23 protein-coding genes and 1 pseudogene are annotated in these 26,507 nt (G+C 33.4%); 6 read left to right on the top strand and 18 right to left on the bottom strand.

The window, feature by feature from the left end; translation table 11 throughout:
• Positions 1-6: 6 nt before the first annotated feature.
• The 5 genes from AB4865_RS05340 to AB4865_RS05320 form a co-directional block, all read right to left on the bottom strand.
• The gene (locus AB4865_RS05340) at positions 7-963 is read right to left on the bottom strand and encodes a DUF4300 family protein (protein ID WP_372474681.1); all 957 of its coding nucleotides are present in this window, start codon (positions 961-963) and stop codon (positions 7-9) included.
• Between the two features lie 102 nt (positions 964-1,065).
• Positions 1,066-1,974 carry a cysteine synthase A gene (cysK, locus tag AB4865_RS05335; RefSeq protein WP_372474680.1) on the bottom strand — a complete coding sequence of 303 codons (909 nt, stop codon included), beginning with the start codon at positions 1,972-1,974 and terminating at the stop codon, positions 1,066-1,068.
• A 94-nt stretch (positions 1,975-2,068) separates the two neighbouring features.
• The gene (epsC, locus tag AB4865_RS05330) at positions 2,069-2,890 is read right to left on the bottom strand and encodes a serine O-acetyltransferase EpsC (protein WP_372474679.1); all 822 of its coding nucleotides are present in this window, start codon (positions 2,888-2,890) and stop codon (positions 2,069-2,071) included.
• A 126-nt stretch (positions 2,891-3,016) separates the two neighbouring features.
• Entirely contained in the window at positions 3,017-3,427 is a 411-nt protein-coding gene (locus AB4865_RS05325) for a DoxX family protein (RefSeq protein ID WP_042343947.1), read from the bottom strand.
• Positions 3,428-3,440: 13 nt separating this feature from the next.
• Positions 3,441-4,157 carry a pirin family protein gene (locus AB4865_RS05320; protein ID WP_042343982.1) on the bottom strand — a complete coding sequence of 239 codons (717 nt, stop codon included), beginning with the start codon at positions 4,155-4,157 and terminating at the stop codon, positions 3,441-3,443.
• Positions 4,158-4,536: 379 nt separating this feature from the next.
• Here AB4865_RS05320 and AB4865_RS05315 point away from each other — a divergent pair, with 379 nt between their 5' ends.
• Genes AB4865_RS05315 through AB4865_RS05290 form a run of 6 tightly spaced genes read left to right on the top strand, consistent with a single transcriptional unit; the run spans position 4,537 to position 11,493 of the window.
• Positions 4,537-5,841, top strand: a complete 1,305-nt coding sequence (locus AB4865_RS05315; RefSeq protein WP_042347264.1) for a DNA cytosine methyltransferase — start codon at positions 4,537-4,539, stop codon at positions 5,839-5,841.
• Between the two features lie 8 nt (positions 5,842-5,849).
• A complete protein-coding gene (locus AB4865_RS05310; protein ID WP_042347267.1) occupies positions 5,850-6,059 on the top strand; it encodes a hypothetical protein in 210 nt (69 codons plus the stop codon).
• Positions 6,060-6,079: 20 nt separating this feature from the next.
• On the top strand, positions 6,080-7,606 hold the full coding sequence (locus tag AB4865_RS05305; RefSeq protein ID WP_042347269.1) for an ATP-binding protein: 1,527 nt from the start codon (positions 6,080-6,082) through the stop codon (positions 7,604-7,606).
• A 1-nt stretch (position 7,607) separates the two neighbouring features.
• Positions 7,608-9,803 (top strand): Z1 domain-containing protein, encoded by a 2,196-nt coding sequence (locus AB4865_RS05300; protein WP_372474678.1) that lies wholly within the window; start codon positions 7,608-7,610, stop codon positions 9,801-9,803.
• A gap of 5 nt (positions 9,804-9,808) precedes the next feature.
• Complete coding sequence (locus tag AB4865_RS05295; protein WP_372474677.1) at positions 9,809-10,792, top strand: PD-(D/E)XK motif protein; 984 nt, start codon at positions 9,809-9,811, stop codon at positions 10,790-10,792.
• Positions 10,789-11,493: a hypothetical protein gene (locus tag AB4865_RS05290; RefSeq protein WP_042343953.1), complete on the top strand. Its 705-nt coding sequence runs from the start codon at positions 10,789-10,791 to the stop codon at positions 11,491-11,493. The genes AB4865_RS05295 and AB4865_RS05290 overlap by 4 nt, the downstream gene beginning before the upstream one ends.
• A 46-nt stretch (positions 11,494-11,539) precedes the next feature.
• Here the strand turns inward: AB4865_RS05290 and AB4865_RS05285 are convergent, their stop codons facing one another.
• The 13 genes and pseudogenes from AB4865_RS05285 to AB4865_RS05225 all read right to left on the bottom strand — a co-directional run bounded on the left by AB4865_RS05285 (position 11,540) and on the right by AB4865_RS05225 (position 26,484).
• The gene (locus AB4865_RS05285) at positions 11,540-11,935 is read right to left on the bottom strand and encodes an OsmC family protein (RefSeq protein ID WP_372474676.1); all 396 of its coding nucleotides are present in this window, start codon (positions 11,933-11,935) and stop codon (positions 11,540-11,542) included.
• Positions 11,936-12,006: 71 nt separating this feature from the next.
• Complete coding sequence (locus AB4865_RS05280) at positions 12,007-12,324, bottom strand: GNAT family N-acetyltransferase (RefSeq protein ID WP_042343955.1); 318 nt, start codon at positions 12,322-12,324, stop codon at positions 12,007-12,009.
• The gene (locus tag AB4865_RS05275) at positions 12,324-12,857 is read right to left on the bottom strand and encodes an NADPH-dependent FMN reductase (protein WP_123873756.1); all 534 of its coding nucleotides are present in this window, start codon (positions 12,855-12,857) and stop codon (positions 12,324-12,326) included. The genes AB4865_RS05280 and AB4865_RS05275 overlap by 1 nt, the downstream gene beginning before the upstream one ends.
• 188 nt (positions 12,858-13,045) lie before the next feature.
• Positions 13,046-14,161, bottom strand: a complete 1,116-nt coding sequence (locus AB4865_RS05270; RefSeq protein WP_232779776.1) for an RHS repeat domain-containing protein — start codon at positions 14,159-14,161, stop codon at positions 13,046-13,048.
• Positions 14,162-14,240: 79 nt separating this feature from the next.
• Positions 14,241-15,135, bottom strand: a pseudogene (locus AB4865_RS05265) (pirin family protein).
• A gap of 269 nt (positions 15,136-15,404) precedes the next feature.
• Positions 15,405-18,413: a type I restriction endonuclease subunit R gene (locus AB4865_RS05260; RefSeq protein ID WP_372474675.1), complete on the bottom strand. Its 3,009-nt coding sequence runs from the start codon at positions 18,411-18,413 to the stop codon at positions 15,405-15,407.
• A gap of 164 nt (positions 18,414-18,577) precedes the next feature.
• Entirely contained in the window at positions 18,578-19,075 is a 498-nt protein-coding gene (locus AB4865_RS05255; RefSeq protein WP_372474674.1) for a hypothetical protein, read from the bottom strand.
• Positions 19,072-19,800, bottom strand: a complete 729-nt coding sequence (locus AB4865_RS05250) for a DUF3800 domain-containing protein (protein WP_372474673.1) — start codon at positions 19,798-19,800, stop codon at positions 19,072-19,074. Before AB4865_RS05250 ends, AB4865_RS05255 begins: the two co-directional genes overlap by 4 nt.
• A gap of 263 nt (positions 19,801-20,063) precedes the next feature.
• Entirely contained in the window at positions 20,064-20,513 is a 450-nt protein-coding gene (locus AB4865_RS05245) for a hypothetical protein (RefSeq protein ID WP_372474672.1), read from the bottom strand.
• Positions 20,513-21,205, bottom strand: a complete 693-nt coding sequence (locus AB4865_RS05240) for a DUF3800 domain-containing protein (protein ID WP_372474671.1) — start codon at positions 21,203-21,205, stop codon at positions 20,513-20,515. Before AB4865_RS05240 ends, AB4865_RS05245 begins: the two co-directional genes overlap by 1 nt.
• A 96-nt stretch (positions 21,206-21,301) precedes the next feature.
• Positions 21,302-22,537 carry a restriction endonuclease subunit S gene (locus AB4865_RS05235; protein ID WP_372474670.1) on the bottom strand — a complete coding sequence of 412 codons (1,236 nt, stop codon included), beginning with the start codon at positions 22,535-22,537 and terminating at the stop codon, positions 21,302-21,304.
• Positions 22,538-22,795: 258 nt separating this feature from the next.
• Positions 22,796-24,250 (bottom strand): ATP-binding protein, encoded by a 1,455-nt coding sequence (locus tag AB4865_RS05230; RefSeq protein WP_372474669.1) that lies wholly within the window; start codon positions 24,248-24,250, stop codon positions 22,796-22,798.
• Between the two features lie 47 nt (positions 24,251-24,297).
• Positions 24,298-26,484, bottom strand: coding sequence for an N-6 DNA methylase (locus tag AB4865_RS05225; protein WP_372474668.1), 2,187 nt, complete (start codon positions 26,482-26,484; stop codon positions 24,298-24,300).
• Positions 26,485-26,507 lie beyond the last annotated feature (23 nt).

Genomic DNA, 26,507 nt, shown 5'->3' with positions numbered 1-26,507 from the left:
ATAAAACTACTGCATGTTATCTGTTTGTTTTTTATTCGCATTGGGTCTATAGCCTTCTATCAGTTGATTATTTTCAAAGATAAAAGGTGTGGCTGTGGGTTGGTTCCATTCCACATCGTAGCGATTCATAAGGTAATCATTGAGTTCCGTTCGGTTGTTAAATTTCAATGCTTGATAAGGTTCTTGGAAAGATAATTTTTCAATGAAAATAAGTTTTCCATTTTCAGAAGGTACCAATACCCCGATATGCCCGATAAACAAATGATTGTCTTCCTTACTAAAAAACGAATGAAAAAATACCGAAATTAAAGAAGCCTTGGTCTTATCGTTGTTATGAATAAATGAAATCCCTTTCTTTTGCCAATCTTTTTGCACCATGTCTATATGTTTTGAAATATCCTTGCCCTCTACGGTAGGAATTTGCGAAAAGAAAGCCATAAAAAGGTCTCTCTCTTTATTAGAAAACACTTTTTTAGGGTTATTTTCTAGTGCATCTTCATCTACAAATAGATTCTTGGCATTTTCTAAAATCGGATTTTCAATGCGAACAAAATCTCTTAACATATCAAACGAAGTAATACGACAGTTATAACCCGCAAAAACAGGATTTTTTTCTTCCCATTTTTCTTGTATTTTTACCTTATCATATTCAGGGGTTAAATTTTGGGAGGTAGCAAATCCTTCTTTTACCATTCCTACTTCGCCAACGGTCTGGTTAAAAGTATTTACATTGTCCAAAAAAGTTTGGATATTTTCCTCCTTGATTCCTGCAGCAGAGAGTGCCTTTTTTACTTCTTCTTGGCTGGCTTTATCTACCAAATTAGAATATTCTATACTGGAAATAAAAGGCTGTGAGATATTTTCTGATGCCGTTTGTGAGGTTTCGGTCTTGGGCGTGGTAGTTTTATTACAACTGCATAGTGCCGCTAAAGATAATGCAGTAATCAATATATTTTTTTTCATCATGTTCTATTTTATTTGAAGCAAAGGTACGAAATGAATAGCGTTCTTAATAAACGCATATAAAAGAAATGATTGGAAAAAAATTCCAATCACTTCATAAATTTAAAAAAGTCCTTCCACCGACCAATATCTTTCGCCGGTATCATAATTTATGGTAAGAATGGTGGTGTTTTCAGGCAACTCATCTATTTTTTGTGCAATGGCTGCGAGAGATGCTCCTGTGGAAATTCCGGCTAAAATACCTTCTTCTTGGGCTAGTTTTTGGGTATAAACAAAGGCATTTTCTTTACTCACCTGAATGGTTCCGTCTAAAATTTCAGTATTGAGAACTTTGGGTACAAACCCTGCACCGATGCCTTGTATAGGGTGTGCTCCTGGATTTCCTCCACTGAGAACTGGGGAAAGCTTTGGCTCTACAGCAAAAGATTTTAACTCAGAAAATTTCTGTTTTATAATCTCCGAAATTCCTGTAATATGTCCACCTGTTCCTACGCCCGTGATGAGGTAATCAATTCCCTCTGGAAAATCATTAAGAATTTCTTGAGCAGTTGTATTACGATGAGTTTCAGGGTTTGAGATGTTTTCAAACTGCTGTGGTATCCAAGTGTTTTCGTTTTGCTGTGCCAATTCCTGAGCTTTTTCAATGGCTCCTTTCATACCTAATTCTCTTGGTGTTAATACGATATTGGCACCATAGGCAGTCATAAGTTTTCTTCTTTCAATACTCATACTTTCAGGCATTACCAATGTTAAATGATAACCTTTTACGGCTGAAACCATGGCTAATCCTACTCCTGTATTTCCCGAAGTGGGTTCTATGATTTGAGTATTTTTATTGATTTTTCCTTCCTTTTCAGCGGTTTCTATCATTGCTAAAGCAATTCTATCTTTAATGCTTCCCCCTGGATTGCTTCGTTCTAATTTTATCCAAACATTATGTTTAGGAAAAATTTTACTCAATCTGACTACCGGCGTTTTCCCAATAGTTTCTAATACATTATTGAATTTCATATTCTGTATGATTTTAAATATTAAGAATGTTTTTTGTTATATTTTTTCCTTTTTACAGGAAAATTTATCGGTGTATCCATATCATTTAATAGGTTTATATGGAAAAATTAATCGGTTCGGGTGAATTTTCTTGGCTTCTGATGATGGTTTTGTCTTTATAATATACTAAACTATAAGGGAATATACTTTCTGTAATCCAAACATTTCCTCCGATGGTAGCCCCCTTACCAATGATGGTTTTTCCGCCTAAAATAGTAGCTCCTGCATAGATGGTTACTTCATCTTCTATAGTAGGATGTCTTTTGGTATTGGCAATGCTTTTAGATACAGCCAACGCCCCTAATGTTACATTCTGATAGATTTTTACACGATTTCCTATTTGAGTGGTCTCTCCTATTACAATTCCTGTGCCGTGATCAATAAAGAAATATTCTCCAATATTTGCCCCTGGATGAATATCTATTCCCGTTTTGCTATGGGCAAGCTCTGTCCAAATTCTTGGGATGAGTGGGACTTTCTGAAGGTACAGCTGATGTGCAAATCTATAAATTGCAATGGCATAAAATCCTGGGTATGAAACTTTAATCTCTTCTATATGCGTAGCAGCAGGATCACTTTCTAAGAAAAACTGAGCGTCTTTTCCCAATGTTTCATAAATACTAGGAATCTCATTAAAAAAAGTTTCGCATACCTGTACGGTATTTTCTTGTTTTATATCGTTTATTATGTCTTTAAACTGATTTTTAAAACTGACAAATCGGCTTTCAATCTCCGTTTGAGAATCACATCTTTGAGGCTCTAAGAAAAATATAAACCGAAAAAAAGAATCTATAAATTGTTCTATTTTCTGTTTGTTTAAGTCATATTTTCTATCACAATAGCCTGTTTTTAAGTACTCTAAAAAATTGTTTTTCATAATATCAGATGTGAAATAAAAATGTTTTTTTTTAACGAAAGGAGTATTTTCCAAGATTTTTTCAAACTAGGCTTCAACTTAAAAAACGCCCCAATTAAGGAGCGTTTTGTTATTATTTTATTTGTTTTAATCCCACTGATTATTCGTAGATACAGCGTATTTCCCACCGCCTGTAAAGGCTAATGCCAAAGCTCCGAAGAGGAACAGCCCTACAAGTTCTGCCACCCAACCGCCGTGCTGCGTGAGGGCAAAAAGGTTGTCGTACCCTAAGAACAGAATCATCAAACCTGTAGCTGCCAATACCAATGCCGAGATACGCGTACGGAAACCAATTACGATGAGGAGCGGTGCAATAATTTCTCCTACAAAAACACCATAGCTGATAAACGCTGGTAATCCTTTGGCTTCCAAGAGCGACTGAATGTACCCCAACGCTCCTGAATTCAGTAATTTATGGATTCCGTGTGGAATCATTAGTAACCCTACGGAAAGACGAAGAATTAAAAGTCCTAAATCTTTGTTTTGAAATATACTCATCGTAATTTAATTTTTATGGTAACTGCATTGGTACTTCCATCAATAGAATTTGTGAATCTTCAAGAGCCTCTAAATCAAATTCTGAAGTATCGTAAATTCCGTAACCATCTCTTTGGTCTAATACTTGGTCGCCTATTTTTGCTTTTCCTTTGATAACAAATACATACACTCCATTTCCTTGTTTGTTTAGTTTGTATGTTTTTGAGTTTCCTGCGGTAAAGTTTGCCATATTGAACCACGCATCTTGGTGAATCCATACGCCTGCATCATCAGGGTTAGGGGATAGGATTTGTTGGAAATCGTTGATTTTCTTATCTTTTTCGATGTCAATTTGGTCATAGCGAGGGGTAACTCCCATTTTACGAGGTAAAATCCAAATTTGCAAGAATTTCACGGTTTCACCTTGGTTACCATTCATTTCGCTGTGCATAATTCCTGTTCCGGCACTCATCACTTGGATTTCTCCTTTGCGGATAATCCCTTCGTTGCCCATACTATCACCGTGTTTCAGGTCGCCCTCCAAAGGAATACTGATGATTTCCATATCTCGGTGTGGGTGTGTTCCGAAGCCCATTCCACCTTTTACGGTATCATCATTCAATACACGAAGAACACCGAAGTTCATTCTCTGTGGGTTGTAATATTCTGCAAAGCTAAAAGTGTGGTAACTATTTAACCATCCGTGGTTTGCGTGTCCTCTGCTGTCTGCTTTATGATAAACTGCTTTCATTTGATTGTTATTTTTATTGTTTGAATTTGTTTTTTGTCCGAAACTGCAACTGCTCAAAAGAGCTACACTTAAAAAGAATAAAATTTTTCGCATCGATTTAATTTTTTAATACTTTGTTATTGATGATGCAAAGATACTACGGACATCCACCTCCAAACATTGATATAAATCAAGAAAGAATATCTTCTGAGATAACTTATTTCCTTAGTTATAATATATTGAAATATAAATAATTACTTACTCACTCCAAAAGAACAAAATCTGTATAAACAAGACAAATGTAGAAGTTTTATTGATTATATGCAAGAGTTTGTTTTATTAAAAACAATTATTGTAACTTTGTATGTTCATAAAACTCTTTAGAGAAAAATCATCATAAATGAAATTTATTGATTTATTTGCAGGGTTAGGAGGTTTTCATTTGGCATTGTCTAAACTGGGGCATCAATGCGTTTTTGCCAGTGAGCTTGACCCTGATTTAAGAAAGCTATATACTGAAAATCACGGCAATGAAATTCAAGGAGATATCAATGAAGTAAATATAAACAACATTCCAAAACACGATATTTTATGTGCAGGTTTTCCTTGTCAGCCTTTTTCACAAGCAGGTTCACAGCAAGGGTTTAATGACGAACAAGGAAGAGGAAATTTGTTTTATAGAATTATGGACATATTGGAGGCTCACAAACCTGAATTTCTGATTCTCGAAAATGTACCGAATCTAAAATCGCACGATGGGGGAAATACTTATAAAGTAATTCAAGAGTCCTTAGAAAAACATTACGAAATTGCTGATGCAATTATTTCACCACATCATTTTGGTATTCCACAACATCGTTCTAGGATTTATATTGTAGGTCGATTAAAGAAAAAAGGAGGATTAAAAGACTTTAAATTTCCTGACCATTCCGAGCGTCCAGAGTGTAGTATTAAAGATATAATAGTAGAAGACGATACTGATTATATGACTTTAAAATCTGTTACACGCAATCATTTAGAAGTATGGCAAGAGTTTTTGGATTTGATAAAAGAAAACAATGCTAAATTACCTACTTTCCCGATTTGGGCTATGGAATTTGGGGCTGATTATAAATTTGAAGGTATAGCACCATATTATCAACGAGGTTATGAACTAAAAGATAGAAAAGGTAAATTTGGAGAAATAATAGACGGTCATTCAAAAGATGACTATTTACAATGTTTACCAATTTATGCTCAAACGAGTAAATTACAAAAAAACAGACACTTTCCAGAATGGAAAAAACAATTTATTCGTTTAAATAGAGCATATTACGAAGAAAACAAGTCTTGGATAGACACTTGGCTACACAAAATCAAAGATTTTGAAAACAGTCATCAAAAGTTTGAATGGAATTGTGGGTATGAAGAAAATCCAAATCTATTTGATAAAATTATTCAATTCAGACCTTCGGGAATTCGTGTTAAAAAGCCAACTTTTTCCCCTGCATTGGTATTGACTACGACACAAATTCCAATTTTCCCTTGGGTTGAAACTCCAAATGGAGAAAAAGGAAGATATATGACAAGGCAGGAAGCTGCAAAATTGCAATGTATGGAAGATTTGAAAAAATACCCTGATACAATTGCAAAAGCATTTAGAGCATTTGGAAATGCTGTAAATGTGGAAGTTGTAAAAAAAATAGCTGAAAATCTAATAAAATAAAGTGAATTATGAAACTACCAAAAATAAAAATCAGAGACGGCAGAGAATTTCATTTAGTGAATGACTTTCATTCAAAACTTGATGCTCAAAAAGAATTACAAAAATTAAGAAATGAAAATGCTCTTTTTGGCAAGAGAAAAACATTTGTGTTTTCATCTGAAAATTCAAAAATAGTGTATAAACACGGTGTTTATGAGCAAGTTTTTTATGCAAATTAATGTTTATGTAATAAGGTAAAATGAATCAAATCGAAAAAGTATCAATTGCTTTACAGCCTAATGTATATTCAACATTCCGAGCTTTGAACAATACTGTTTCATTTGCATTGGGTGAATATGTTGATAACTCCTTGCAAAGTTATTTAAATAACAAAGATATTTTGCACAAAATAGAGCCTAATTACAAATTAGAAGTTAGGATTAATATTGATTGGGAAAAGAGAACAATTACTATTATTGATAACGCAGCTGGAATCAACACTAAAAGCTATCAGAAAGCCTTTGAACCTGCTCATATTCCTATTGATAAAACAGGTTTGAATGAATTTGGAATGGGAATGAAAACGGCTTCTGTATGGTTAGCCGACAATTGGTGTGTTTATACAAAAGCATTAGGCGAAAAAGTAGAAAGATATGTTGAATTTGATTTGAAAAAAGTGATAAAAGAAAACAAAGAAGAATTATTTGTTACTCTATCAGACAAACCTATTAACGAACATTATACAAAAATAGTTTTATCTAATCTTTCAGACCAAGCACCATCTGTTAATCAAATGGATAAAATCAGACGACATTTATCAAGTTTTTATCGAAAGTTCATCCGAAATAATGAAATTGATATTTATGTAAATGACGAATTATTAAGTCATCCAGAGTATGAAATATTAACCGCTCCATATTATAAAACGCCTGACAAAGAAGATGTTTATTGGAAAAAAGAAATAGATTTTGAACTTGGAGATTATAAAGCCAAAGGTTTTATAGCTATTTTAAAAACAATGCAACAAGCTGCAAATGGTATTGCACTAATGCGAAGAGGAAGAATTATTGAAGAGAAATATTTTCCACCTACATTATGCGGTCAAGTTGGTTCTCCGAGATACAAAAGAATTTTTGGAGAAATAGAACTCGAAGGGTTTGAGGTATCATTTAACAAAAACAAATTTAGAGATGAAGAAAACTTGGAAGTTTTCATCAGTGGATTGAAAGATGAATTGACAAATGCAGAATTTGATTTGTATGGTCAAGCAGAAAATTACAGACAACGAGCAAAAGAGGAAATTACAAAAATAGCAAAAGGCATCACCAAATCTTTAAAAAAAGCCATTAAACCTCGTGAATTAACGAAACGAATGCAAGAGGCTGAAATGAAAATAGATGATACTCAACATACTAAAAAATCTGAGGAATCTATTTTGTCGGCTTCTACAATTAGCACACATTCAGATTCTTTTCAACTGAATGGCGAAGATTATACCATAAAAGTTGATTTGGTACAAGAGGAAATGTCAGATAAATTATATTCCGTAGTAATGGAAAAAAGTGAAAATCTATTTGACACAGAAAACAACAAGACAGTTGTTTGTAAAATAAATCTTGCTCACTCATTTTTTACACATTTTGATATATTTAAAAAATCGAATAATTATCATCCCATAGTTTCAGTTTTTAAAGCACTTGCTTTGGCTGAAATTATGGCACCAAATAGAGGTACAACAAACGCTTCAAATATTAGACTTTTGTTCAACAATTATATAAACCATTAATATGGAAATACAAATATTAAATTCAAACGATAAGGAAAAATTTAAACCGGTTATTGGAGATAGAACAACTGAACTTGTCAGTCGTTTGAAAAATAAACTTGACGAAGATGAATTAAATAGTTTATTGTCAGAAACATCTGATATACTTTCACATTGTACCAATCCGAATTTGGACGAATCTCAATCTACAACAAATCTTGTATTTGGATATGTGCAAAGTGGTAAAACTATGTCTTTCACTACTTTATCAGCAATGGCAAATGATAATGGTTTTAAAATTATTGTTTATTTTGCAGGTACAAAAACAAATCTTCTAACGCAAACTACAAAGCGATTAAAAAAAGATTTGATAAACAACGGAGCTAATAGTAAATATTACAAATCATTTGAAAATCCAACACTAAAAGATGTACAGCAAATAACAAATGCTTTGCAATTAAGCACAAAACCAACAATTTTAATAACGGTTTTGAAACATCATAAATACATTAATAACCTCACTGAAATTTTCAATTCAAATCAAATAAAAGCGATTCTCAAAAATAATGGAGTTCTAATAATTGATGATGAAGCAGACCAAGCAAGTTTGAACGGATTTGCATATAAAAATAGTAAATCAGAAGAATGGGAAGATGATGATTATACAACTACATACAGCAGTATTTTAAAGTTAAAATCCTCTATTCCAAATCATTCTTACATTCAATATACGGCAACTCCTCAAGGACCTCTATTGATTAGTATGTTGGATTTACTTTCTCCTAAATATCATACGGTACTCACACCAGGAAAGAAATATACAGGAGGAAAAACCTTTTTTGTTGACCATACAGAATTGGTTTTGACCATTCCTGAAAATGAGGTTTTTAATAGCAAAAAGAACAAATTAGAGAATTGTCCAAAAACATTGATTGAAGCCTTGCAAATTCACTTAATGAATGTTGCTTTGGTTGTAAAAATTTGGCAAAAAGAACACTTTTTGTCAATGATGGTTCACGCTGATAAAGACCAAGATGCAAGCGAAACTTTTCACGGTTGGATTACAGATTTAATTCAAATGTGGACAGAACAAATCACAAGCGAAGAGAATGACTTTGCAAAGATAGATTTGGTTAATTCTTTCAAAAAAATATATCCAGAAGTAATCAAATTTTATAATCCTTCGGAAGATAAAATTCCTTCATTTGAAGAAATGTTACCACATTTACAAGATGTGATTTTTGACACTAATATTGAATTGATAATCAGTAGAACCAAAAAACAAGGTTCAGATAAAGAAATTGATTGGAATGGATATTCATCACATATTTTGGTAGGTGCTGAAATGCTCAATAGAGGATTTACCGTTGAAAACTTGGCAGTTACCTATATGCCGAGATATAGCGTAAGCAAATCCACTGCCGACACTATTCAGCAAAGATGTCGTTTCTTTGGATACAAACTTAATTATCTCAAATCGTGTAGAGTATATCTCCCAGAAGATACCATTTTGGAATATACCGAATATGTACAACACGAAGAGGAAATGCGTCAATGGCTCAAAGAAAAATCGAGTATTGAAGAAGTAGAACAATTACTTTTGATTACTCCAAAACTCAATGCTACACGAAAAAACATACTAACAGCAAATACCGTAAATACCAAACTCAAAGGTTGGCGTAAGATGAACGCTTTCCAAAATATTGAAGAAAATAAAGTTTTTGTAGAAAATTTCATTAAAAACCAATCGTTTACAAACGAAAAAGACTATGGGACACCTGACAGAAATCATCTTTATGTAAAGTTAACTATACAAACAGTAATAGAGTTTTTGTCGAATTTCAAGTTTTCAAATATGCCTGATGCCGCAAGAAAACAAGCAACTATTCGCTATTTGAAATATCTCGCCAACAAAGAAAAATCGCCTTTGCAATACGCATACATTATTCAAATGGCATACGCAGGTGATGCTCGTGAGCGTGCTTTTGATGAAAATACAGAACGATTAAAAGAATTGCATTCAGGGCGTTCAGGGACTGCTACCTCAAATCCTTACCCTGGGGATTCTCATATAAAGTTTGAAGATTCAATTTGTATTCAAATTCACAAAGTAAAACTCAAATCCGAATCTATGAAATGGAACGGAAAAGAGGCTTATACTTTGGCTATTTATTACCCAAAAGATTTCGCTGTGGATTATGTAGCAAATGAAAATTAATGTAAATGAAAGATTCTATTTTTGAAATATTCAGAAAATTACAACAACAACCGAGTAAAACAGGTCTTTATTCGGTTGCTTCCTTGCCTTTCAGTAAAAAACACAAAATAGGCATTTCAATAGAGGGTTATCCACTATTTTTTATTTCTTGCAATGATGTGAATCCGATGATTGATGTCAATCTTGAAAAAATATCGGTTCAATTTTATCGTTCGTGTAAGTTATATGAATATGATTTTCAGTCAGAAAATGTATATTCAATCATTTCTTTAAAAACAATTAATATTGATTTTCAAAAATATTTTATTGACATTGTAGCCTTAGTCATTGCAAAACTTTCGGACGAGCCAACACACAAGCAATTAAAGTCCGAAATACAAAAGTTGGTGGAATTGTTTAGTAAATTCAGCCAACCACCACGCAAAACACTTCAAGGTCTTTGGGCAGAACTGCTTGTAATAGAACAATCCGAAAATCCCGAATATCTCATTCAGTCGTGGCATATTTCACCTCAAAGCAAATTTGATTTCAACGACGGAAAAGATAAAATAGAAGTGAAAAGCACCTCAAAGTCAAACAGAATACATAGGTTTTCATCAGAGCAACTCAACCCAAATGTTCATTCCAATTTGTGGATTGCTTCCGTTTTTGTAATAGAAACAGGACAGGGAAAAACGATTTTTGATTTGATAAACAATATTTGTAAAAGACTAAAAAGTTCTGACTTACAAATAAGATTAAAGGAAGTTGTAGCCTATACATTAAGCAATAATTTAGAAAACGCATTTGATACCTATTTTGACTATCAGCAAGGTATTGATACTTTGGCATTTTACGATTTTAAAGATGTCCCTTCGATTGACTCCAAAACCATTCCGAAAGGAGTAAATAATGTAAGATTTGATGTCGATTTGTCTTACTGTAATACATTAAAAGAGAAGCAAATATACTTTTCAGATAGTTCACTTTTTAAGAGTTTAAAAATATGAAGATAGAGAAAATTTACCCTGAAACACTAAAACAATTGATGTTGGAAGTATTAAAAAAATCATCTGATTTTCAGTTTATTAGTGGAACACAGCCTTTTTTAATGAAATTTAAAGAGGTTGAGTATTATGTATATGTAAAAAATCTATCTTCGGCATATTTTAAAGACCGCCCAGACACCACACGAGCTCAATTGCCTATTCGTGATGAATTTGATGAAATCAAAAAATCGCCAAATCCTTTTGTGTTTTTTGGTTATGACCAAAAAAATGATGTATTGGTTTGTTGGAATTTTCACATTGCTAAATCAAGATTGAACGAAAAGAAAAGTGTATCGTTCTATTCCCGTCAATTTTTTCAAGACGAAGTGGTTTTCGGAGAATTTTTACGCAAAAAACTAAAAAATAATGACGAGCCTATATTATTTAAACGTTGGGATTTAGTTTCGTTTTTTGAACAAATAGATTCGTTCTTTCCTCTTGAAAACGAATCGCCAAAACCAAAAAACACAATCGTTAAAAGTAACAAATTAGAAAAAATTACTGACCAAAAAATCATCAATCAATTATTGCCACTCATCAAGGAAAACCGAACTCTGACAGCAATGCAATTAGTTGCAGAGTTTTACAAAAATAAATATCCAGAAATGCAACTTAGGGATTGGAGAAACTTAATTCTAAAACTATCAAAAAGTATTAGTTAATTAGTAAAAAAGTCGGTTTTTAACCGACTTTTAAACCTTACGAAACTTATACGATTTCGGTTTGTATTTCTACCTGATTGGTAAGTAGCTTGTGTATTGGGCAAGATTCTGCTACTTTGTGCAGTCTTTCGATTTGTTTTTCGTCCAGATTGCCGTTGAAATGTATTTTTCGGGTAAATACCGCTTGGCGTTCGGTGGTGTTGTTTTCTATATCTACATCTATTTCAATGCTTTCCACTTCCCATTCCTTGCGATCCATAAATATTTTCAAAGTGGCAGCCGTGCAACTTGCCAACGAACTCGCCAATACTTCCAGCGGGTTAAAACCCTTGTTTTGTCCGCCCAAACTTACGGGCTCGTCGGTAATTATCTTATTTTCACCTGCTACAATTTCCGTATAGAAATTGGTTTTTCCTAATGTTGCTTTTACACTTGCTTTCATTTTTTTTAAACTTTGAGCTATATGCCATAAGCAATAAGCTAATTATACTAACTATTTTTATTGCTTTTTGCCTACAATTTATCGTAAGCGGGGAATTTTGGACTTACGATGCGTTTCCATTCGGGATGTTTTTGGATGAATGCAAACACATACGGACAATACGGCATCAGTTGTTTTCCGCTTTCTTCGATGTAGTGTAGCGTTTTTTCTACCAATGCTGCGGCTGTTCCCGTTCCTGCCAATTCCGCTGCGGCTTCGGTGTGTGTCAGGGCAATGAAATGGTCTCTTTCCTCAAATTCAATAAAGGCAAGACGACCATTATTTTCCAGTTCAAAACGATTTTTTTCATCATTTTTTACCAATGGTAATTGCTCTAATTCAGGTTTCACTATTGTGCGATTTGTTGTTTAAAGTTTTCTATCGTATTGATATGCTCTCCTTTTAATTCAGGATTGGTAATTCCTTCGTTGGTATCAAAATTTTCACCAAACTTTGGCAAAGAAAACACTCCTTTGATATTTCCACCATAGTGAGGAAGCGTTTTTTGAGCCACATCTAAAACATTTTTTCCGCCGTATCCACCTGGTGAAGTTGCCATAATCAGCATTGGTTTGTTTTGGAAAACGCTCTTGTTAATACGCGAAGCCCAATCGAAAACATTTTTAAAAGCTGCGGCAAAATTTCCGTTGTGTTCTGCAAACGAGCAAACGATGGCATCGGCTTCTTCTATACATTGCAAAAACTTATGAGCCTGTTCTGGCGTTCCTTTTTTCTCCTCATCGGAAGAGAAAATCGGCATAGAATAGTCGTTCAAATCCAACAGGTTGATGTCGCTTTCTCCAAAGTGCGTCAGAGTATGTTCTACTAATTTTTTGTTGATGGAAGTAGAAGATGTACTTCCTGCAAATGCTACTATTTTCATTGTTTTGATATTTAATTTTTAGGCTACAAAGATATTTACTTTCGCTGTACTTTTCATTGATATGGGTCAAGAAAGTTTTGAAACTAGATTTCTGTTTATCAATAACGATAAATGGTTTCTTTAAGGGTTTCATCTCTTTTTAAAAAGAAACAAACAGAATATTGAAATTTTTAGTCAAGTTGATGCGACTAATAATAAGTTATTTCTCTTCTTTGTATTTCCATAGTGATTAATTTTTCAGAGTCTTTTACTTTTTTGTAGTTTATGTGTTCTATTTCATTACCTTTTTTATCATATTTATAGGTTGCCTTTTTAGAAATATTTCCGTTTGAATCATACTTGTTTTCTTCTATTTTATTGCCTTTCTTATCATATTTAAAAGTTTCTCTTGAACTTGAAAGATTTACATCTGAACTACATTCATTTTTTTCTATTAGATTGCCTTTGTCATCGTATTTATAAATACAATACCACACTCTACTTCCACTTGAATTGTATATGTTTTTTTCTATTTTATTATCTTTGTCATCATATCTAAATGTATACCTTTCTTTAAAACCTTGAGATATGTTATACTCATTTTCTTCCTCTATTTTATTGCCTTTGTCGTCGTATTTAGAAATCACCCTTGCGGAAAGATTTCTGTTTGAATCGTATTTGTTTTTTTCTATTTGATTGCCTTTGTCATCGTATGTAAAAATTACTTTTGCTTTAATATTTTCGTTTGAATCGTATTTGTATGCTTCTACTTGATTGTTTTTATCATCGTATTTATAAGTTATCTTAAAAGAAAGAATCCCATCTGATTGGTAGATACTTTCTTCTATTCTATTACCTTTGTTGTCATATCTGTAAATTTTTCTATTTGAGTACAAATCATAGCCATCTTCTTCTATTAGAATGCCTTTGTCATTGTATGTATAGGTGGTCGATGCAGTACGATTGCCGTCCGAATGATACCATTTCCATTCTATTAGATTGTCTTTGGAATCATAGGTATAAGTGAATTTTTCGGGAGAATATTGGTCTTCGATCATTGTTAAGTATCCTTTGTCATTATATTTATAGATTAGCTTAGACCTTTTTGAAGTGTTTGCTTCTATTTCTAACAGATATCCTTCTTTGTTAAATTTTTGTATAGAAACACTTTGTTCTTTTTCGGCTTCTCCAAAGGAATCCACCGTTTTGATAGATTTTACTTTACCTTTTAATTGATATCTTTGTACATCACTTTGTTTTTTCCCTGTTTGAGAATAAGCTATCATAAACGACAATATAGCTGTTATAGATATAATCTTTCTCATCATTTATATTTTCCGTTATTACTAATAAATTATGACTACTAATTTTATAAATCAAAAGAATGTTATCGATCATTCAGTATTACTTCAGTCTAATTTTAGGCAGTGGCACGAAATCGTCTTCATCGTCAATGACTTTTGGGAAGGCTTCGTGGTTTTGTTCTTTCCAGTTTTGTTTAGCTTTCTCTATTTTCTCTTTGTCGGAAGCTTACGAAATTCCAAAATATAAATCGTTCCTCTGGGAAAGGCTCCCCTCCGAAAAGGTAAACGGTGCTGTTTTCGTTCATCTCAAACTCGCATAACTTACTGTTTTTGGCCACCAACAATTGCTTAGAACCGTAATCGTTCCCCTCAATGTTCACCGTACCTTCCAGTACATACATTGCTGCTTCTCCGTAGAGGTCTTCACCGATGTGAAGTTTGGTTTTCTCCTTGGCTTTCAGTTCAATGAAAAATAATGGGCTATGCACAGGAACAGGGGATTTCTTCCCAAAAGCCTCTCCAGCAATCAGTTTTACCTGCACCCCTTTTTCCTCCCAATGCGGAAGCTCCCCCGCTTCGATGTGATGAAAACTTGGGGCGCAATCTTCCAGATGCTTTGGTAGAGCCACCCAAATTTGGAGTCCGTGTAGTTTTTTATCGGTGTTTCTAAGATAATCAGGCGTTCTTTCGGAATGCACTACGCCTTTTCCTGCCGTCATCCAATTGACTGCCCCAGGCTGAATTTCCATTTGCGAACCGATACTATCTCTATGAAAAATAGACCCTTCAAACAAATAAGTAAGTGTAGAAAGCCCAATATGCGGATGTGGAGCCACATCTAAATTTTGATAATCTTTCAGGTCGGCAGGTCCCATATGGTCGATGAATACAAAAGGTCCTACTGCTCTTTTTTCGCGAAAAGGAAGTAATCTTCCTACCAAAAAGTTGCCGATATCTGCTGCCTTTTCCTCTATAATTAATCCGATGTTTGACATATTTTTTTATTTTAATCGTTCTATGATGCAAAAGTAGCGTATTTTACATTCCGAACCATTGACATAGGGCAATAAAATAGGTCTAGTGCATAATAGTATTTTCAGAGTTATTCGTATTGAAACCTCATAGAAACATAGCACTTATTCTATGAACGCATCTCAATTTTTTATTTTGTTTAATTTTTTTTCGGAGTATTAATATTATTTCAAGACACTTTGCCAAAGTACCCAAAGCAACGAAATACATTAAGCTAAATATTTTTCATTTACTACAAAGGAGGCTGATAAAAATCACTTGACAACAAATTGAAAACAAATTCATTATATCGTTTTCTAAAGTCTTCTTCATTCTTGAATTTGTTATAAACTCCCGGGTAGCTTAAAAAGTATTTTTCCATCAACTCTTTCACTTTTTCATCCGAAGAAATTCTAGCGTTTTGGCGGTCAGATTCCCTAATATTTCTCATAAAATGGGTATCAGTCCTCATTTCTTGTGGAAGTTGTTGTGCGAGAAACTTAGGAATCTTGTCTTTGTCTGTCCATTCAATATCGCCAAAGCGTTGGTTGAAAATACTAAGGATATTTTCCAATGTGTCCAATTCAGGGTCAGCAACTTTGCCTCCCACTTCTACCGGAATAGGAGCTATTTCGGTTGCTACTTCCTCCAACTTGATATTTTCTGTACCATTTTTTGACGGACGATAGCTTTCCATATCGATACTTTCTAAAATCCCTTCGGATAAATCATCGTTTTTTTCGATATAGAGTTTTTGTACCAAAAATTTTAGATACCAAAATAGTTTTTCCCAATGAATATTATTGAAATCTAATATTTTAGAAAGATAACTATATACGCGTAAAAATGATTTTACTTTGGCTTTAAAGTCTATTTTATCCTCTTTGACAAGTTGATTAAAGAAATGTACCGAGCTATCAATGATTGGGTCAAGTTGTGTGCGATTTTCGCCACCAATGTATTTTTCAAAAAAGTGATCTACTTGATAAGCTGTATATACTTCAAATTTTTCTAACTCATCTACCAAATCGTTGAGCTTGTTTGGATTAGTTTCTTCACTCAAAATAGTAGCGGTATAATACGGACTGAAAGCCTCTTGAATATCCTCTGCTGTATTGAAAAAGTCCAATACAAATGTATCTCTTTTGTATGGTTTTTTGGCTCTGTTGAGTCGTGAAAGCGTTTGTACTGCTTGTACGCCAGCGAGTTTTTTGTCCACATACATTGTATGTAATAGTGGCTCATCAAACCCTGTTTGGTATTTTTCGGCAACAATCAAAAAGCGGTATTCCGAGCGCTTGAAATTTTTAGGAATGTCGGTTTTATATTCTGAAAAATTGTTCATTTCCACTTCGTTGTAATCTATACCTTGTAGATTTTTTGTACCAGAGAATGCTACGATAGCTTTATAAGGCGATTTTATTTCTTTTAAATATTGGTCAAAGGCGTGTTTGTATTTTATAGCGTGTTCTATGCTTTGGGTTACAATCATTGCCTTTGCTTCGCCATTGATGAGATGCTTTACTTCTCGGTGAAAATGGTCTATCATAATTTTGGCTTTTTCGGCAATGGCAAATTCGTGTCCTTCTACATAGGCACGGAGTTTTTTGTTGGCTTGTTTGGTATCAAATTCAGGATTGTCTTCTACTGATTTTATGAGCTTGTAATAACTTTTGTAGGTGGTATAATTTTTCAATACATCGAGAATAAACTCCTCCTCAATGGCTTGTTTCATACTATACACATTAAAGGCGTAAAATTTGTGTTTTTCTTCGCCATTTTCATCTTTGTATATTTCTTCGGATTTAGTACCAAAGGTTTCTAAGGTTTTGTTTTTGGGTGTTGCTGTAAAAGCAAAATACGATCCATTGGCAATCATTTTACGGCTTTCTATCAGCTGATTTATTTTATCTTCAAGGGTTTGTTCTTCTTCTGTTTCGGCGTGTTTGTCGGCTAAAACAGCATTCATTTTCGAGGCAGTTTGCCCACTTTGTCCGCTGTGTGCCTCATCAATGATAATTCCGAAATTCATTGTAGGCATATCGGTCATTTCATCAAGCAAAAACGGAAAAGTCTGTATGGTACAGACGATTACTTTTTTACGATTGGCAAGAGCTTCTTTTAGTTGATTGGTTTTACTGCCTGTTTGGTTGGTAATATGCTCTACAATGCCACGAATGGGTTCAAATTGTTTGATATCTCCATTAAGCTGTTTGTCAAGTACCACGCGGTCTGTGATTACAATTACCGAATCAAACAAATGTTTTTCGCCCGAGCTATCGTACAAGCCGTGCAACTGATGTGCAAGCCACGCAATAGATTTTGATTTGCCCGACCCAGCCGAGTGTTGAATAAGGTATTTTTGTCCTATGCCGTTTTCTTTGGCGTGGGCTAAAATCTGCCGAACAGCAGTCAATTGATGATAACGCGGAAAAATCATTGTGCGTTTTACCTTTTTGGTTTCCTCGTTGGTTTCTTTTACCACTTGTGCAAATTTGTCGATGATATTTGCCAAAGAGTTTTTGGTGAGAATTTCCTGCCAAAGATAATGTGTTTTTAGTCCGTTGGGGTTGAGCGGATTTCCTGCCCCAAAAGGAGCAAAAGGTTTGCCTTGATTGAGTCCTTTGTTGAAAGGCAAAAAGAAAGTGTTCTTACCGCCCAATTGTGTAGTCATAAAAACCGATTCGGTATCGGCGGCAAAATGCACCATACAACGAGCAAAAGCAAAGAGTTTTTCTTTGGGATTACGGTCGTTTTGGTATTGTCTGATGGCGTTATGTACAGTTTGCCCTGTGAGCGGATTTTTTAGTTCGCAGGTGATGATGGGCAGTCCGTTGAGAAAAATTACCAAGTCAAGGCGGTTGGCGTGGTCTGGGCTATATACCAACTCTTGCGTTACCGAAAATATATTGGCTTGGTAATGTTGTTGGTCTTTGGCATTGAGCGATGATGCAGGCTGATGATAAAAAAGTTGTATCGTTTTATCAAAATGTTTAACCCCTTTTCGCAAAACTTCAATAATGCCTTCTTCTTGTATTTTTTTGTTTAAACGCACCAAAAACGAGCGTTCGCCCTTACGCTGTATCATTTCGTAAGTGTCGGGTTGTGTGTTTTTTATAAATTCCCAAAGTTGCTGCGTATTGATGCAAAATTCTTTATCAAAATCATTAGAAACGCTTTCTACAAACTGATTGCGGTGTATCAATTGAGAAACAATATATTTTTGAAATCCTTTTTCGGAGGTGTCTGTAAATGTTGCCATATTTTTATTACACGCTTATTTTCAATGTATTATAAATTGTTTTTAAAAATATTTAGACAAAAATAATGATTAATTGTTTAAACTTTTGTATTTTTGCATCAGCTCATTAACCATTACTTTTGTATGTAAGTGTTTAAAGGAGTATTAGAAACCGTTTAGTTCATCTAGGCGGTTTTGGTCTTTTTATAGGCTTCATATTCCTTTAATAATTTTCTTTTTCTATGTTCTTTTTCAATATAATAGGCTGTTACAAAAAGATAGTATTCCTTTCTTTCCGATAAAACCAGTATATAATTTTCCTCCTCGTTGAAAAGTAAGGTTCTTGTATCAGACCCTCGTTTATTCTTCCAAATCAGTATTTCGTTATGGGTATAATTATCTATCATAAAACGAGGAAATTTCATTCGCTCCATTCTCCTTATGTCAGGTGTTCGGTTATTTTCGTCTTCTCCTTGGTGTGTTATGTGATAAAATGTTCGGTGCATTCCATCTACTTCTGGGTATTTTTTTACCGAGACTTTTCTATTTTCATAAATAGGATTGGATTTTATAAAATCATTACAAAAAATATTATACACAACATTTATATATTTTACAAAGTCTCCTCCATAGTCAGAAAAAGGGATTAAATCTGGGAATACCAATGGTTTTATGATGTTCATAGAAAATACGGTTTTTGAGATTCCCAGATGAATATATTAAACTTTCTCTCTTTCAATAGTGTAGATTTCACAAGCGAATATTTTGAACGTTGCTTGATTAAATCTATCAGTTCATTTTTTGCCTTACTACTGGCTAATCCTCTATTGATGTAGCCTACTGCCCCTATGAGCAAATCTGCTAATTGTAAAATTTCTACTTCGTGCGAACGCACTTGTTGTACTCTTTTAATGATGTTTTTTTGGTAATCATATTTATCATTTCTCAGTACTTGTTCTAGTTTATGCACCTTGTCTTTACTCTTGGTGTCTTTTATATCGATATAAATGTAATGCGAATCTTTTGGATTTAAAATAGCTTTGAGCATTCCGAAATACATTTTGTAGTAGAATGTGTCGTGCGTATGATTGAATTGTTCGTATTTTAATTCGTTTTTATTAGGCACAACTAACACTCGAAAGCACAAATCATCATCATCAAAAAAATAATTAATAACATCTTTGTAATATTCTATCTTTGATTGAGAAACTTTATTCCATTTTAGCTCGTAATAAGTTCGATTTTCTTTTGGTCTTTTAATTAGATTATGCTTTTTTTTGAAACTGAGTAGTCGTTCAAAGATTTCTTCTTTTTTTTCGGTAGGGCAATAAACAGCCCCCAAAACCATTACATTTTCTTTGTCATTTTCTAAATGGCAACTTTCATCGCAATATATATTTACATTCATCGTGTGATTTTTTTATCAAAATTTTTCACTGGTACCCAAAAGTACAAAACTTTTGTTTTCCCTGTATTTGTTAGAGTTTTTTGTCCAAGTTACGCCTATTTGCTCCCCCCTTATTTTCAGTTGGTTATAAATTATTTTAAAAAATATCCGAACAAAAATAATGTTTGTTTGTGTAAAGTTTTGTATCTTTGCGATGTTCTTTACCTTTGGTCTGGAACCTACAAAGGTTTTAAACGTTGAACCCGAATCAACGTTTTTTGTTTTTATATATCAAAAAACTCACTTGTTTTTTCAAAATCAGGAGCTTTTAAGATGTTCGTAATATCTTCTTTTTCATAGGCTGTTACTATGGTTGCTTTTTTCTTTGCCGTAAAACGGATAATTACCACATAGTTACCTTTTACTATTGCCAATCTTCTGTTTTTATAATACTCTTTTTTATCATTGTCCCATCCTTGTTTTAAAATAGCTGTTGGGTCTTGTAAAGTGTCTTTTATCCAATAAATTTTTTCTAACCTATTGTAAGAAAGTATCGATTTATCTTTTGCTTTTCTGTTTTCACTTTCAAAAAATAAATGATCGAATTTATCTTCGTAAAACACAACAGACACTCCATCAAAAGTAATGATAGGTGCAGCACAATATTCATCCCTCCAAATATCACGCAATTGCTTTTCTGTAAAGTTTTGAGGTTTTATTTTCTTATAAGCCATTACCATCCTCCTTGCAAGTTTATTTTAAAAATATTCAACTTTTCTTCACTTTTAGGAGTCATTTGAATAGTTTTTCCTATATGCGATTCTACATATTGGATCAATTCCGTTTTTGCTACACTACTAGTTTTGTTATTAAATTTGGCTGTAACAATGCCTGTGAGCAAGTCTGCCAATTGAATACCTAAACTTTGGTTAGAGGGCAACCCTTGTACTCTACGAACATCTGAAAAATAATTGGAATTATCCAAAAAAATTTCTAAATCTTTTAATCTGTTTTTGCTTCTATTCTTTTTTAAATCAAGGAAAATATCATATAGATTAAAATCAAATATCCACGGTTTTATCATTTGATAATAGAATTTATAAAACCCTAATTCGGCATCGCTGTTGTGAAATTTTATTAAATCTACTTTGTTTGATTCAACCAATATAATTCTAAATCTCAGATATTTGGAATCAAAAAAGAAGTCAATGATTTCTTTATACATTGGTAAAAATTTTGGACTCACTTTGTTCCACTTTACTTCGCCTTGTACATTATATTTTTGTTTTATTTCTTTGAATTTATCTTTAAAATGGTCTCTCATATCGGCTGACATCCAAATGCCTCCAATCCCAAGATAGAGATGTTCTTTTTTGTTTTTTAGCGATTCTAAGCAACTTTCATCACAATATACTTCAAAATTCATAGCATTATTTTTTTATCAAAGTTTTTTTATTGTTTTTATAAAAACTTTTCTACTTGCAACCAAAGATACAAACTTCTTGTATTTTACCAAAGTTTCCTAAGCCATAGGCACTTGGAGTTGCCCTGTAACTACTTGGGTAATAAGGCTTTCTTGGTATTCTTTGAGTTTTTCGATTTCTTTTTGAGCTTGGGTGATGGCTTGGGTGATTTTATCTTCAAATATTAAAATCTTTTCAACTATGTTTTTCTGCTCAGAATAAGGCGGAACTTTTATTTCTATATTTCCAACTCTTTCCACATTAAGATTCATCTGTGTATTAACTACGGCGATGCTTAAGAAAAAATCTTTTTTTGATTTTAAAGAATAAAATAGAAAATCATTTAACATTTCCTTTTGAGGATAAAATCCTATTACACTATCAGGAAAACAAGCGTCAAATCCAAGTATAGCCACATCTCCGATATTTGCGGCAATAGTCATTACAACAGTATCTTTTGGAAATTTTGTAGTAACTTTATATCCCTTTTCATTTAAAGTTTGAGTATATTCCTTAATGTATTTATTTGCTCTGGCAACATCACCTGTTTGTATAAATGGATATTTTCCATTATAAAGACTTTCATCATTTCTTGGTCTATGTGTAAATTTTCCTCTAAAAATTTTAGATGTATATTTTATTTTTTTTATAGTCCAATCTGATTGGTGTTTTGAAACACTATCGGAAATAAAAATTGCTAATTTCTCCTCCAAGAGTTGTATGAGCTTTTGTTTTTTGGTGATAAAGTCTTGTATTTGTTGGGTTTTGGCATCGAGGTAAGCCACAATGGCGTTCTGCTCGGCAAGGGGCGGAACTAATATGGGAATATTTAATAAATCTTTTGAAGACATTGTTGCTCTTACTCCTTGCCCAATATCATTGAAAATATATCTTTGATAAAGGTCAAAATACTGATAATAAAAATATCTCATATTCATAGACGAGTTGGAAATAATGCGTATATAAGCCGAACTCATTATACCTTTTTTATGAACATAGCCAACTCTACTTGTTTTTTTATTATCTAAATCAATCAACTTAAAAACCAAATCCCCTGAATTAAAAATTTGATATGTTCTTAAATCGTTAGGATTTAATCCTATATTGTCTCCTTCAAATCTGTCAATAACTCCTTTTAATGTTAAAGCAAGTCTATCTTTGCATTGCATTTTATCATTGATGATTTTCTCACTTTTAAAAATAAACTTTCCTCTAATTACTTCCCAATGTTGGGCAGTTTTCGGTATCCAAAGTATATCTGTATTTTTAAGTTCGTTCGGTTTTAATTTACTCATTGTTTGGTGTTTTTTTAATGCACTTAATTTACTATTTGCTTTAAAATAAAATTCATTAATTTTCTTGTTGAGCTACTTATCAATTTGTATTTGCAAAAGGGTACTTTCCCCTATTTTTCGTCGTTTTCTATTTATTCTGTACTGTTTTTCAGTTTTTGTCCGTTAATTTTACGATTTTGTCCGTTAATTAATAATTTATACTGATTTTCAGTAATTTACATACAAAAACTTTGTCCGTTAATTTTATCATTTTGTCCGTTACTCCTTTTTAAATGAGTAAACGGCATTAATATCACGTTGTTTTTCGCTATGTCGTTCGACAAGATTTTTTTTGATAAAATCATTTAGATAGCGCCTTATCGTTCTTTCGGAAGTTTCTATTTTCTGAGCGATTTCCAATGATGTTAATTGATTTTCAGCACATAAAAATAATATGATTTTTCTTTGTGTATCGTTATAATTTTCCCATTGTTGTTCGATTTGATTGATAATTTCAGTAGCGATGGTTTTACTGTGCATACTGACTTTATTTTTCAAAGTTAGATATACATTATTGTTTCTTACTTGGTATTCAGGTTCAGAAAGCATTGATTTTTCCATTGATTCATAAATACGATTTACGCCTTCATTGAGTTGGCGTACCCAACCTAAGTCTTCTAAAACACGAGCGATTCTTGGGTTTCGGGCAAAGCGTTCAGTTTTTATATTATCGATGGTAACCTGTGCAGGTAGCGGACCGCTATTGCTAATTTCGATTCTATTATCAAAATGCTTGATATACACCGAATTTCCTTGTGCATTGTACGAACGATGACAAAGAGCGTTAACAATTCCTTCTAACCAAGCATCTTCTGGATACTCAGGTACTTTTATAAATTTTCCTTGCTCAATATCTAAGAAATAATAATCTTTCAGGGTTATCTTTATAAAGTAGCGAAGCTCATCGATAAGTTTGGGAATATTATTTTCAAATCTTTGATCTTTTATAACATTATGATTATCACCTGTTTTAGACTGAGTACCTTCAAATCTAATGTAACGAACGGAAGCCGAAGGAATATATTTTTCAGGGTCTTTCGCAAAAAGTAAAATAGCAGATTTTTTAAATAAATAATCATTTCCCTTTTTCTGAGCCAGATGTCTTTTGACAAGTAAATCAAATATTTCCCCTTGATATTTTAGTCTTTTCTTATACTCTTCAAGCAGGTCATAATCTAAGTCTTCTGTATCAAAATCGGAGATGATTTCTTCTTCAAATCGCCTGATGTTTTTATCATATTCTAATTTTTTCACTTGCTCACGCGAAAGTTCTCGGTTGGTGTCAGCAATCCTTAGGAATATTTTTTCGTTATCTTTTATACTAAATATTCTTTCTAAATCTTGCTCAATGTGGTAAATAAAAATTAGGTTTCCGTCTATTTCTACTTCTTCTAATTCGATATTACAAGGCGGTTTGATGTAGTCAAAAATAATTTTTCTGAAATCATCTAAATTGGGAAGTTCTCTTACCGATTGAAATTCGCCCTTGTCCGAAACTCCAAAAACCAATACACCCCCATCAGCATTAAGCATACCTACAAGTTCTTCTGCTATTTTGCTTGGTTTGGTGTCTTTTTCTCCTAAACCTTTTCGTTCAAAATACTGATTTTCTTTTTGATTTTGCAGATATTCTTTTGTTAGAATAGTGTTTATTTTAGAAACAGAATCATTCATAATCTATCTATTTTTTCTAAACTACATTTAGTACTATTTTTATGCACTTAACTCACTATTTGCTTTAAAATACCATCGGTTTCTTGCTCCAATTGTAGGATTTCGGCAGCGATTTCTTCTATACTCCTCGGAGGGGTATAGCGATAAAAATAGCGTGTAAACGAAATTTCATAACCCGTTACAGTTTTGCTGTGGTCTATCCACGCATCGGGGATATGTGCCAAGACTTCTCGCTCAAAGTAGGTTTGTATCTCTTCGCTCAGTGGCACATTTTCGGTGTCTCTGAGGTCGGTATCGGCTTCGTAAGTGATTGTTCCGTTTTTTTCTACCTTTTTGATTACGGGGGTAGCCTCTTCATTTTTCCAACTGATGGCGTTGAGCAAGTTTTTTTGTGCTTTGTTGTCCAATTTTATCTTATGTTTTTTGATTGTTTGATCAAAAAGTAAGAGAAATTCATTGTAATTGTCAAATTGCTTAGTGCCAATATGTTCCATTAGTTGTTTTGCCTTTTCCAAGTTTTCCAACTGGGTGTTCCAAAATGTTTGACTAAACAAATTTTTTTTATCGTTGGTTTTGAGTTTTACCTCACTTTTGGCAAGGTATTTTTCTATTTCGGTTTTTAGGTTTTCAAGCTCGGTATATACTTTTTTACCAAATTTTTGATAAGCCCAACGCATTGGCTCTTCCAAATTCTTGTCAAAACGCAGGTTTTCAAGGGCTTCTTCTGTAAATTTTACAGACAAACGCAAGGGTCTTTCTACCGTAATTTTGCGATAACCAAAATGCTCATTGGAAAATATTTTTGAAATATCCGATTCGGTAAAGTTCATATACAGGTCTGTAATTTGGTCGATGTGTTCGGCGGTCATTTCGCAGTTTTTATCGCCCAAGTTTTTACGCAATTTTACAAACAAATCCAATGCGTTGATCAGTTGTACTTTGCCTTTGCGGTGTGTGGGTTTTCGGTTGTTGAGTATCCATACATAAGTAGGAATACCTGTGTTGTAAAAAATATTTTTGGGCAGTGCGATGATGCAGTCCAAATAGTCATTTTCGATGATATATTTTCGGATTTCACTTTCACCACCTCCTGCATCTCCTGTAAACAAAGACGAACCATTATGCACGGAAGCTATGCGACTTCCCAATGAGGTATCGTGTTTCATTTTGCTTACCATATTCATCAAAAATAATAGTTGTCCGTCTGAAATGGTAGGCAATCCCACTTGAAAACGAGGGTCTTTAATGTTTTCGCTATTTTCGCCCTTGCCTTTCTTTCCGCGATTATCTACAATGGCACTTTCGTCTAATTTCCAAGTTTTTCCGTAAGGAGGATTGGAGAGCATAAAATCAAAAAACAACTCTGGAAAACCATCTTTTGAGAGCGTAGAACCAAAGGCTATATTTTCGGGTTTGTCGCCTTTGATGAGCATATCCGAGGTGCAAATAGCATAGGTTTCAGGATTTACTTCTTGCCCATAGAGACTAAAACCGCCTTTTCGTCCGGTAATTTCTTCGGCAAAACTTTCGGCTTCGGTAAGCATACCTCCGCTACCACAGGCTGGGTCATAAATGAGATAAGTCCCTTTTGTAATTTTGTCTTTTACTGGAAGAAACAAAATATGCGTCATCAGTTTGATGATTTCTCGTGGGGTAAAATGTTCTCCTGCTTCTTCGTTGTTTTCCTCGTTGAATTTTCGTATCAGTTCTTCAAATACATAGCCCATACCCAAATTGGTAAGCGGAGGCATTTTTTCGCCTTTGCCATTTAGGGCTTCGTTGGGGCTAAGGTTGATTTCTTTGGAAGCAAATTTTTCAATCAAAAGAAAAGTAATTCCGTTTTCTTTCATCGTTTCCAACTGATTTCTCAATTTGAATTTACTGATGATTTCTTGTACATTGGGGCTAAATCCGTCTAAATAGGCTTCTAAATTGCTGTCTATGTTATTGGCATCATTGAGAAGGCTCTCGAAAGTAAATTTAGAGGTATTGTAAAACGGATAATTAGTAACCGATTTGAGTGCCGAATAGTCGTCGATTTTTTCTTTTCGCATAAATTCTACTGCTTCCAAAACTTTTTGTTTGGTAGGCACCAACAAGGCATCTAAACGCCTAAGTACCGTAAATGGCAAAATAATATCGCGGTATTTTCCACGAACAAAAATATCTCTTAGTACATCATCGGCAATACTCCAAATGAAATTAACAATCTGATTGTGAATTTTATGATCCATATATTTGTCTGTAAAAAATGTTT

This window comes from Capnocytophaga sp. ARDL2, assembly GCF_041530365.1.
Taxonomy (GTDB): Bacteria; Bacteroidota; Bacteroidia; order Flavobacteriales; family Flavobacteriaceae; genus Flavobacterium.
Note: the sequence above shows the minus strand (reverse complement) of the source record. Positions and strands in the feature narration are given on the sequence as shown.

Coding starts and splice junctions, on each gene's coding strand:
- AB4865_RS05340 (WP_372474681.1), bottom strand. CDS start 963: ATGAAAAAAAATATATTGATTACTGCATTATCTTTAGCGGCACTATGC.
- cysK (WP_372474680.1), bottom strand. CDS start 1,974: ATGAAATTCAATAATGTATTAGAAACTATTGGGAAAACGCCGGTAGTC.
- epsC (WP_372474679.1), bottom strand. CDS start 2,890: ATGAAAAACAATTTTTTAGAGTACTTAAAAACAGGCTATTGTGATAGA.
- AB4865_RS05325 (WP_042343947.1), bottom strand. CDS start 3,427: ATGAGTATATTTCAAAACAAAGATTTAGGACTTTTAATTCTTCGTCTT.
- AB4865_RS05320 (WP_042343982.1), bottom strand. CDS start 4,157: ATGAAAGCAGTTTATCATAAAGCAGACAGCAGAGGACACGCAAACCAC.
- AB4865_RS05315 (WP_042347264.1), top strand. CDS start 4,537: ATGAAATTTATTGATTTATTTGCAGGGTTAGGAGGTTTTCATTTGGCA.
- AB4865_RS05310 (WP_042347267.1), top strand. CDS start 5,850: ATGAAACTACCAAAAATAAAAATCAGAGACGGCAGAGAATTTCATTTA.
- AB4865_RS05305 (WP_042347269.1), top strand. CDS start 6,080: ATGAATCAAATCGAAAAAGTATCAATTGCTTTACAGCCTAATGTATAT.
- AB4865_RS05300 (WP_372474678.1), top strand. CDS start 7,608: ATGGAAATACAAATATTAAATTCAAACGATAAGGAAAAATTTAAACCG.
- AB4865_RS05295 (WP_372474677.1), top strand. CDS start 9,809: ATGAAAGATTCTATTTTTGAAATATTCAGAAAATTACAACAACAACCG.
- AB4865_RS05290 (WP_042343953.1), top strand. CDS start 10,789: ATGAAGATAGAGAAAATTTACCCTGAAACACTAAAACAATTGATGTTG.
- AB4865_RS05285 (WP_372474676.1), bottom strand. CDS start 11,935: ATGAAAGCAAGTGTAAAAGCAACATTAGGAAAAACCAATTTCTATACG.
- AB4865_RS05275 (WP_123873756.1), bottom strand. CDS start 12,857: ATGAAAATAGTAGCATTTGCAGGAAGTACATCTTCTACTTCCATCAAC.
- AB4865_RS05270 (WP_232779776.1), bottom strand. CDS start 14,161: ATGAGAAAGATTATATCTATAACAGCTATATTGTCGTTTATGATAGCT.
- AB4865_RS05260 (WP_372474675.1), bottom strand. CDS start 18,413: ATGGCAACATTTACAGACACCTCCGAAAAAGGATTTCAAAAATATATT.
- AB4865_RS05255 (WP_372474674.1), bottom strand. CDS start 19,075: ATGAACATCATAAAACCATTGGTATTCCCAGATTTAATCCCTTTTTCT.
- AB4865_RS05250 (WP_372474673.1), bottom strand. CDS start 19,800: ATGAATGTAAATATATATTGCGATGAAAGTTGCCATTTAGAAAATGAC.
- AB4865_RS05245 (WP_372474672.1), bottom strand. CDS start 20,513: ATGGCTTATAAGAAAATAAAACCTCAAAACTTTACAGAAAAGCAATTG.
- AB4865_RS05240 (WP_372474671.1), bottom strand. CDS start 21,205: ATGAATTTTGAAGTATATTGTGATGAAAGTTGCTTAGAATCGCTAAAA.
- AB4865_RS05235 (WP_372474670.1), bottom strand. CDS start 22,537: ATGAGTAAATTAAAACCGAACGAACTTAAAAATACAGATATACTTTGG.
- AB4865_RS05230 (WP_372474669.1), bottom strand. CDS start 24,250: ATGAATGATTCTGTTTCTAAAATAAACACTATTCTAACAAAAGAATAT.
- AB4865_RS05225 (WP_372474668.1), bottom strand. CDS start 26,484: ATGGATCATAAAATTCACAATCAGATTGTTAATTTCATTTGGAGTATT.